Origin of the sequence: Maritalea sp., assembly GCF_047634455.1 — a bacterium.
In the GTDB taxonomy this organism is placed as follows: domain Bacteria; phylum Pseudomonadota; class Alphaproteobacteria; order Rhizobiales; family Devosiaceae; genus Maritalea.
On sequence record NZ_JBLIAI010000084.1, the window covers coordinates 1 to 9,147 of the forward strand.

The window sequence follows — 9,147 nt, forward strand, 5'->3', positions numbered from 1 at the left end:
AACAAACGCTTTAAAACGTCATGCCCTTTTTTGCCAACACAAAGAATTTTGACGGTCTTGCCTTTAGCCATCAACGCATTTGCGTGATCACGGGCAAGCCGTGCAATTGACGAGTTAAAGCCGCCACAAAGACCGCGTTCTGCCGATGCAACAATTAGCAAATGTGTTTGATCATTACCGTTTCCACCAAGTAACTTAGGTGCATCCTCACGGCCCTTATAGGCCGCGGCCAAACTGGCGAGCACATCGTTCATGCGCTCTGCGTATGGCCGGGCACTTTCAGCATTATCTTGCGCACGGCGCAGCTTCGCAGCTGCAACCATTTGCATAGCCTTGGTGATCTTCTGGGTCGACTTGACCGAAGATATCCGGTTTTTCAGGTCCTTCAATGAGGGCATAGCACCTCAGCTCCTTGTCAAAACCTAGTTTTGCTTAACCTGCAAAAGTCTTGGCGAACCCGCCAATAGCTGCATGCAATTTCTCACGTGTGTCGTCAGAAATGGCTTTTTCTTTTGCAATCGTTGCAAGCAAATCTTTGTGTTTGCCACGTAGTGCACCAAGCAAGCCTTGCTCAAATTTTTGCACATCACGAACGCTAACAGCATCGATGTAGCCTTCAACGCCAGCAAAAATCACAGCAACTTGCTCTTCAGATTTAAGCGGCGAGAATTGTGGTTGCTTTAACAGCTCCACCAAACGCGCACCACGGTTCAACATTTTTTGCGTCGCCGCATCAAGGTCAGAACCGAACTGAGCAAACGCCGCCATCTCACGATACTGGGCCAATTCACCCTTAACCGAACCAGCAACTTGCTTCATCGCTTTAATCTGCGCGGATGAACCCACACGAGAAACCGACAGACCAACGTTCACCGCCGGACGGATACCTTGGAAGAACAAGTCTGTTTCCAAGAAGATCTGACCATCCGTGATCGAAATCACGTTCGTCGGAATATAAGCTGACACGTCGTTCGCTTGAGTTTCAATGATCGGCAAAGCGGTCAAAGAACCTGAACCGTGATCTTCGTTCAATTTCGCCGCGCGTTCGAGCAAACGTGAGTGAAGATAGAAAACGTCACCAGGATAAGCTTCACGTCCAGGTGGACGACGAAGAAGCAGTGACATTTGACGGTAAGCCACAGCTTGCTTTGAAAGATCGTCATAACCAATCACAGCATGCATACCATTGTCGCGGAAATATTCGCCCATGGTACAACCGGTAAACGGCGCTAAGAACTGCATCGGAGCAGGATCGGAAGCGGTCGCGGCAACAACGATAGAATATTCCATCGCGCCAGCGTCTTCTAAGGTCTTTACGAACTGCGCAACAGTTGAGCGCTTTTGGCCAACCGCAACATAGATACAATAAAGTTTTTCGCTCTCGTCAGTACCTTGGTGCGCAGGCTTTTGGTTCAAGAATGTATCAAGAAGAATAGCTGTTTTACCCGTTTGGCGGTCACCAATGATCAATTCGCGTTGGCCACGGCCAATCGGGATCATCGCATCAACAGCTTTCAGGCCAGTCGACATTGGCTCATGCACAGACTTACGTGGCAAAATGCCAGGTGCCTTAACATCCACAAGCTTACGTGTTTTTGACTTGATTGGGCCCTTGCCATCAATTGGGTTGCCCAAACCGTCAACAACGCGACCAAGCAATTCTTTGCCAACTGGAACGTCAACAATTGCGCCTGTACGCTTAACGGTGTCACCTTCTTTAATGGCACGGTCAGAACCAAAGATAACAACGCCTACATTGTCAGCTTCAAGGTTCAACGCCATCCCTTTAATGCCGCCTGGGAACTCAACGAGCTCACCAGCCTGAACATTATCAAGGCCGTAAACACGAGCAATACCGTCACCGACGGAGAGAACTTGCCCAACTTCTGAGACTTGCGCCTCTTTCCCAAAATCCTTGATTTGATCTTTGAGAATGGCAGAAATTTCTGCAGCTTTAATATCCATTAGCCGACCTCTTTCATCGCGATCTTCATGGCTGTCAATTTCGTCCTGAGCGAAGAATCGATCATTTGGGAACCAACCTTAACGATTAGTCCGCCAATCAGATCAGCATCCACATGCTGCTCAAGCGTGACATCCTTACCAATCTTCTCTTTGAGAGCCTTAGCAAGGCTGTCTTGGTGTGCTTTCGAAAGCGGTTGAGCAGAGGTAACCTCGGCGTGAACTTCACCCCGATCCTTTGCAGCAAGCGCTTTGAACTGAGAAATCATTGCAGGCAACGCGAACAAACGTTGGTTCTTTGCCACAAGATTTAAAAAATTTGCTGTCAGGCCCTTCAATTTGGCCTTTTTGATCACTGCTTCCACCACAGCGCTTTTTTCTTCGCCTGAAATAACTGGGCTTTTCAAAAAGTCAGAGAAATCTGTGCTGTCATTGATCAGCTTCAAAAGGCCGTCAAGTGCCTTTTCAACGCCCACAATGTCATTTGCATCCGACGCTAAATCAAACAGCGCCGCCGCATACGGACGGGCGATTGTTACGAGAACTGAGTTTTGTGCGCTCAAAGCCTCTATACCCCAATCAAATGCAAAAATTCGTCTTACCTGTCCCGTCGAGCGACCGCCCGCAAAACCGGCACGAATTTTCATGGTGTTAGGAGGCTGACGTTTCCGTCCTCCTCAGATATGGCGCACCGTCTACCATAAGCATTTAGGCCGTGCAATAGACCTAAGGCAAAAATGGGGTAGACTCATTTGTCGCAGGGCACTTTTTGTGAATTTTACACAAGGATTGGCCATAACTGAGTAAAATACGAACAAAGATCAATAAAAACTCATCGGGTCGATATCAACCTGCACCCGCAAATTGCCCGTCACCTTTGGCCCCTCAGTCAGCCAAAAGCGCACATAGCCCGACAAATCGAAATGTTTATCGGCCTGCACCAAAAGCCTGACCCGATGTCGCCCGCGCACCATGGCCACCGGCGCATCAGCGGGACCGAATAATTTTAGTTTTGCCTCGTCAGGGGCTTTGGGGGCCATCACCGCCAACCCACGCGCATGACCAAACGCCACATCATGTTCAGTGGCCGAAACGATCAACGCAGCCAATCGCCCAAACGGCGGCAAACCAACCGATTCTCGCGCCTTTAACTCATGTTTGTAGAACGCTTCGCGATCACCGCGCACCATCGCCTGCATCACCGCGTGCTCTGGCACATAGGTTTGCAAAAATGCCCGCCCCGCTTTACCGATTCGCCCGGCCCGGCCTGTCACCTGTGTCAGAATTTGAAACGTTTTTTCCGCGGCTCGCGGATCGCCATGCGCCAACCCCAAGTCTGCATCCAACACGCCGACCAAGTTTAGCTTCGGGAAATGGTGGCCCTTCGCAACCAACTGGGTGCCGATGATTAAATCATAATCACCGCGCGCAATCTCTTCAAACCGTTCGCGGGCCGCAACAATCCCCCCCATATCAGACGAAAGGATAACACGCCTTGCGTCCGGAAAACGCCGTGCAGCTTCTTCAGCTATACGCTCAATACCCGGCCCAATGGGAATCAGTGATTCTTCAGCGCCGCACTCTTTGCATGTTTTTGGTTTTTGCACCTCATGCCCGCAATGGTGACATGACAACACCCCCCGAAAGCGATGTTCCACCAACCATGCCGAACAATCCGGGCATTGATATTGATAGCCACAATCGCGGCATAGGGTCAGCGGCGCATAGCCGCGTCGATTGAGGAACAGCAAAACCTGTTCTTTTTTGTCCAATGCGCCAAATATCTCACGCGCCAGCCTAGGTGCGATCCACTCGCCCTTTTCCGGACCTTCTTCTTTCATGTCAATCGCTGTAATGTCTGGCATTTTCGCATCGGCAAACCGCCCAAGCATCTTGACGTGAGTATAGCGACCCTGATCTGCATTGTTCCGGCTTTCAACCGAAGGCGTGGCGGAAGACAGAATCACCCGCGCATTTGCCAAATGCGCCCGCACGACGGCCATGTCCCGCGCATGGTAGTTCACCCGATCCGCTTGCTTGAACGCGGTGTCATGTTCTTCATCGATCACAATCAACCCAAGATCAGGATAGGGTAAAAAAAGTGCCGAACGCGCCCCAACCACCGCCTGCACCTTGCCCCGCGCAATAGATCGCCACATCCGCGCCCGTTGTACTGGCGTCATATCCGAATGCCACTCGCCAGGTTTTGCACCGAATCGGTCCTCAAACCGCTTCAAAAACGTGTGGGTTAGGGCGATCTCGGGCAGCAAGATCACCGCCTGCCGACCCACGCGCAAACAATCGGCCACCGCTTCAAAGAACACTTCGGTTTTACCAGACCCAGTGACCCCATCGAGCAACGCGACACCAAATTCATGTGGGTCATGCGCGCGCAACAGTTCAAGCGCTGCTTGTTGCTCATCATTTAATTGCATTGGCGCAAAGTCAAAATCAGGCGGATGAACAATTGGCGGCGGCGGCACAAAGCTTTGTTCCAGCGCCCCAATCTTTACCATCCCCTCAATCACAGATGGGCTGACACCAGTTTCCCCAATTAGCGCCCGTTTTTGCCAAGCAAACCCATCTTGCATCACATCAATCACCCGCTGTCGAGCAGATGTCATCCGCTCCGGCAACGTTCCTGAAAACCGGTAAACCGCAATTGGTTTGTCTTCGCCAAAGGCTTCGGGCGAACGCAAGACCCCACGCAACACCATGCCCGGCTGTGCCAACGTATATTTGGCAATCCAATCCACCAGCTTGATCAGCTCTTCGGTCAAGGGCGGCGTATCAAACGCAAGATCAATATCTTTGAGCCGATTGTGTGCCACTTGATCTTTTGGCTCACCCCACACAACGCCCATGACCTTGCGCGGCCCCAGCGGCACCTGAACAACAGAGCCGCGCATAACCTGCATCCCTTCAGGCACACGATAGGAATAGGGTCCATCAACCGCCACGCTGACCATCACTGAAACAATGTCGGACGAGATTTGGCCCATGAGCTACTTTCTAAGAATCGATTGGGACACCAAGCCTAAAACGTGAGCGGCAAAAAAACGAGCATGATTTCAATTTTGGTAAGTTTGCACGCCGTATAATGCGGCCATGAACGATGTGCTGATCAACAAAGACAAAAAAGTTGCGCGTTGCTTATCCCAATGGCAGGACGAATTATCCTCGCTTCGACGGCTGAGCGACAAGACCCTTGTTGCCTACGATCGTGATGTGGAGCAAATGCTCACTTTCTTCACCACCCATTTGGGTGCGCCCGTATCTGTAAGTGCACTCAACGAACTCACGCCCGCCGATTGGCGCGGCTTCATGTCAAACCGTCGTCAAACCGGGGTCGGTAACGCCACCATGGCGCGCGGCCTGTCTGGGATCAAAAGCTTCTTTGCGTTTCTTGAAAAAGAAGGCCATGCCCACGCCGATAGTTTAGCCGCCATTAAAGCGCCAAAGAAAAAGCAAAGCCTGCCCAAAGCGCTCACCGCAATTGACGCCAAAAAGCTCGTCGAACAAGGGGTCACGCACGAAGACGACCCCTGGATCGCCGCCCGCGATGTCGCCGTAATGGCTCTATGTTACGGCGCGGGCCTACGGATTTCAGAAGCGCTGGCGCTGACCGCAAATGATTTAGACAGTGACAATCTGCGTATTAACGGCAAGGGTGGCAAAGTGCGCATGGTGCCAATACTACCTGCCATTCGTCACGCCATCGAAGATTATCAAAACCGTTGCCCTTATCATCCGGATACCGACGTCCCGATTTTCCGTGGCGCACGTGGCGGACCGCTTAGCCCACGTCTGGTGCAGCTAAAAATGCAAAAACTGCGTTCAGCCTTCGGTCTGCCCAACTCAGCAACCCCCCACGCCCTGCGCCACAGCTTTGCAACACATCTATTGGCAGGCGGCGGCGATCTGCGCTCAATTCAAGAATTGCTCGGCCATGCATCCCTGTCGACCACGCAGATCTACACAAAAGTCGACACCGCTCAATTGATGGACGCCTATCTCAAAGCGCACCCAAGGTCTTAAGTCTCTGTAGGGCATTAATTTTCTCATCTCACTTATCCTGGGCCAACGCGCATTATAAGCAAAAGGATCACAGGGACAGCACCTGAAATGTCCAATCATCGTTTCTTGCAAATGAAAAGCATTTGCAAGAAACCGTTTTGTTTGACAAAATGGAGCTGGCAATTTCCCTGAAACAGAAACGAGAGGCAATATGTACTTCCCATTCGTCACAGACGGCACGAGCGCAGTACAATTAACCATGTTTTTCGCATGTGTACTGATGGGGCTGTCGCACATCATGCAGCCCGAAATGTGGGAAGACTATTTCACCAAGCTGCATCAAAGTGGCAACATAGCCATCATCACCCGTACTTTCACATTGGAACTGTGGCCAGCTCTGATCGTTGTGGCATTTCACCAAGTCTGGTCTGGCCCGGCGATTGTACTGACCGTCTACGGTTGGGCGCTAACACTCAAATGCACGGTTTCAATTCTCTTCCCTCATATCGGCATGCGCTCGCTTGAAAAGGCGCAACGCGGTGGAAGTACATTTATATTCGCTGGCATTGCCTTGATTGGCGTTGGCATAAGCGCGGGTTGGGCATTGTTATTCTAAATCATGGCAAAGGCATTGGCATAAATAGCAAACAGGCATTAAGCTGTGCCTCCTCACTTGTGGCCAATTGCCCACTCCATTATCGGCGCCCTTTACATGCAAAACGTAAAACAAATGATCAGCAGGCTTGTGAGCTTTGACACCGTATCAAGTAAATCCAACTTGGATTTGATCAGCGATGTAAAAGCATATCTTTTACAACTTGGCGTTCAAAGCCATTTGGTGCCAAACCAAGACGGTAGCAAAGCCAACCTTTACGCCACCATTGGTCCGAATGTTGCAGGCGGTGTTATCCTCAGCGGTCACACAGATGTGGTGCCTGTAAAAGATCAGGATTGGTCCACCGACCCGTTCAAGGTGGTCGAAAAAGACAATCGACTTTATGGCCGTGGCACCTGCGACATGAAGGGCTTTTGCGCCATCGTTTTGGCTTTGGTTCCCGAAATGCTCAGCGCAAATCTGAAACGCCCGATCCATATCGCGCTGTCCTATGATGAAGAGCTGGGCTGCCTTGGAGCGCCGTTCATGATCAAAGAAATGGCCAAAAACCTACCACCAATTGATGCGGTGATTGTGGGCGAACCCACCGATATGCAAGTGGCAGAGATGCACAAGGGTGTCTATGGCATGACCATTCATGTCACAGGGCTTGAAGCCCATTCAAGCCAGACCCATCTCGGGGTCAGCGCCACCCGTTATGCTGCAAAAATCATCAATTTCATCAATGATCTGCACGATGAATTGGTGGCCAATCCTTATGAAGGTCTGCCGCTTTTGCCAAACCATTCCACCTTGAATGTTGGGATCGTCAAGGGCGGCATTGCAGACAATATCGTTGCCCGCGACTGCAGTTTCACCTGCGATTATCGGGTGCTCCCGCAAGAAGATTACAATATTGTGGTTGGTAAAATCGACACCTACATGGCGCAGCTTGAAGCAGAGATGAAAGCCAAACACGCTGAATGTTCGATAACAAAAGACGTTATTTGGACGCCCGGTTTTGCCGCGCCAAAACAAGACGTTGCCAAATCGCTCGCAATGCGGCTGGCGGGCAAGAACGAAACTATCGGCGTGCCTTACGGCACCGAGGCAGGCCAGTTCCAAACAGATGGCGGGTTTTCGACTATCGTGTGTGGTCCCGGTTCAATCGATCAGGCCCATAAACCCAATGAGTTTATCGAACTTAGCCAGGTTGAACTCGGCATCAAATTTGTCCGCGACTTGATCGCCCACCAATCCAGTTAGATAATTATGAGCAAAACTTCCGGCAATAAAATGATCTTGGGCTATTTGGTCGGCGCACTCGGCGCAAGTTTTTTTGCGACCAAGGGCATTCTAATCAAACTGGCCCTGATTGAAAATGTGGATGCCATTACCACGCTCACCTGGCGGATGATCATTGCCCTGCCGTTTTTCATATTGATCGGCTATTTCGGCTACCGCCGCCGCGTGGCTGAAAATGATGGACCGCTATTAACCGCCAAATCACTGTTAACCGTTGCAGCCATTGGGGCGCTCGGTTATTATTTGGCATCTTATTTGGACTTTGCGGGCCTGACCTATATTTCAGCGCAATTCGACCGATTGATATTGTTGACATACCCGATTTTCGTGGTGCTGATTGGCGCAATATTTCAAGGACGGCGGCTCAAACCAAAAATGATTATCGCTCTTTTTGTCTCCTATGGGGGTCTAGCTGTGATTTTTGCGCGCGATCTGCAAATTGATGGACAATCCACCATCATCGGTGGCGCGTTGGTTTTGGGTGCGGCATTGTCTTACGCTATTTACCAAGTGCTGGCCAAACCACATATTGATCGGATCGGGGCAAGACTTTTTACCTCCATCGCCATGACAGCGGCTGGGCTGGTGGTCATCGCCCACTTCTTCCTGATCAACGATTTCTCCGATCTGTCGCTGCCACCCCGCGCCATGATGTTGATGTTTGCCGTCGCGACCATTTCAACGGTTATCCCCGCCTATCTGATTTCCATAAGTATTGGCATGGTAGGGCCCGAACCCACCGCCGTGATCGGCAATGTCTCTACGCTTGTCACCATCGGGTTGGCCGTCACAATTTTGGGCGAAGACTTTACCCTTTGGCACGCAGCAGGTGCGGCTATGGTGTTAATCGGGGTGATCAGCTTTACGCAAATGGACCGTCGCGCCAAAGAAGCAGCGGCAAGAAAAATGCAAATGCCATCTTAAAAAAGCGTGCATGCCATTGCAGTGATATCTTTTACGTCCAATATAAAAAGCATAACCAACGCCCGCTCAAGGACACGCCAAATGTTCAAATCCGCACTTAGCGCCGCCTTCGCATTAACCTTTGCCCTTTTCGTTCAACCTGCAACGGCCGCAACAACCTGCACCAATGTAAATCTGTATAAAGTTTTGCAGCAAACTGATCCTACAGCTTTTGCCAACATCAAAGCGCAAGCAGATGCGACACTGAACAGCCGTGGACTATTTTGGAAAATCAGCCATGAAGATGATGAACATGTGTCTTGGCTTTTTGGCACGATGCACAAATCTGATGAGCACATCCTGAA

General features: G+C 50.8%; 8 protein-coding genes and 1 pseudogene. 5 read left to right on the forward strand and 4 right to left on the reverse strand.

Annotated elements, in window-relative coordinates; genetic code table 11:
- The 4 genes from ACJAZW_RS14325 to ACJAZW_RS14340 all read right to left on the reverse strand — a co-directional run.
- Positions 1–398: F0F1 ATP synthase subunit gamma (locus ACJAZW_RS14325; RefSeq protein ID WP_415159284.1), on the reverse strand; the 398-nt coding region annotated here is incomplete at its 3' end.
- A 34-nt stretch (positions 399–432) separates the two neighbouring features.
- The gene (gene atpA, locus ACJAZW_RS14330) at positions 433–1,965 is read right to left on the reverse strand and encodes a F0F1 ATP synthase subunit alpha (RefSeq protein WP_415159286.1); all 1,533 of its coding nucleotides are present in this window, start codon (positions 1,963–1,965) and stop codon (positions 433–435) included.
- Positions 1,965–2,609, reverse strand: coding sequence for a F0F1 ATP synthase subunit delta (locus tag ACJAZW_RS14335; RefSeq protein ID WP_415159288.1), 645 nt, complete (start codon positions 2,607–2,609; stop codon positions 1,965–1,967). The genes atpA and ACJAZW_RS14335 overlap by 1 nt, the downstream gene beginning before the upstream one ends.
- Positions 2,610–2,783: 174 nt before the next feature.
- Entirely contained in the window at positions 2,784–4,964 is a 2,181-nt protein-coding gene (locus ACJAZW_RS14340; protein WP_415159290.1) for a primosomal protein N', read from the reverse strand.
- Between the two features lie 106 nt (positions 4,965–5,070).
- On the opposite strand from ACJAZW_RS14340, the gene ACJAZW_RS14345 reads away from it, so the two are divergent.
- The 5 genes and pseudogenes from ACJAZW_RS14345 to ACJAZW_RS14365 all read left to right on the forward strand — a co-directional run.
- Positions 5,071–6,000, forward strand: a complete 930-nt coding sequence (locus ACJAZW_RS14345; RefSeq protein WP_415159292.1) for a tyrosine recombinase XerC — start codon at positions 5,071–5,073, stop codon at positions 5,998–6,000.
- 190 nt (positions 6,001–6,190) lie between these two features.
- Positions 6,191–6,595 carry a hypothetical protein gene (locus ACJAZW_RS14350; RefSeq protein ID WP_415159294.1) on the forward strand — a complete coding sequence of 135 codons (405 nt, stop codon included), beginning with the start codon at positions 6,191–6,193 and terminating at the stop codon, positions 6,593–6,595.
- Positions 6,596–6,691: 96 nt separating this feature from the next.
- Complete coding sequence (gene argE, locus ACJAZW_RS14355; protein WP_415159296.1) at positions 6,692–7,840, forward strand: acetylornithine deacetylase; 1,149 nt, start codon at positions 6,692–6,694, stop codon at positions 7,838–7,840.
- A 6-nt stretch (positions 7,841–7,846) separates the two neighbouring features.
- Positions 7,847–8,803, forward strand: coding sequence for a DMT family transporter (locus ACJAZW_RS14360; RefSeq protein ID WP_415159298.1), 957 nt, complete (start codon positions 7,847–7,849; stop codon positions 8,801–8,803).
- 81 nt (positions 8,804–8,884) lie between these two features.
- Positions 8,885–9,147: pseudogene (locus ACJAZW_RS14365) on the forward strand (polysaccharide biosynthesis protein GumN); the annotation flags it as partial.

Bases quoted from the DNA above. Each gene is read 5' to 3' on its own strand.
- ACJAZW_RS14335 (WP_415159288.1), bottom strand. From the start codon at position 2,609: ATGAAAATTCGTGCCGGTTTTGCGGGCGGTCGCTCGACGGGACAGGTA.
- ACJAZW_RS14350 (WP_415159294.1), top strand. From the start codon at position 6,191: ATGTACTTCCCATTCGTCACAGACGGCACGAGCGCAGTACAATTAACC.
- argE (WP_415159296.1), top strand. From the start codon at position 6,692: ATGCAAAACGTAAAACAAATGATCAGCAGGCTTGTGAGCTTTGACACC.
- ACJAZW_RS14340 (WP_415159290.1), bottom strand. From the start codon at position 4,964: ATGGGCCAAATCTCGTCCGACATTGTTTCAGTGATGGTCAGCGTGGCG.
- atpA (WP_415159286.1), bottom strand. From the start codon at position 1,965: ATGGATATTAAAGCTGCAGAAATTTCTGCCATTCTCAAAGATCAAATC.
- ACJAZW_RS14360 (WP_415159298.1), top strand. From the start codon at position 7,847: ATGAGCAAAACTTCCGGCAATAAAATGATCTTGGGCTATTTGGTCGGC.
- ACJAZW_RS14345 (WP_415159292.1), top strand. From the start codon at position 5,071: ATGAACGATGTGCTGATCAACAAAGACAAAAAAGTTGCGCGTTGCTTA.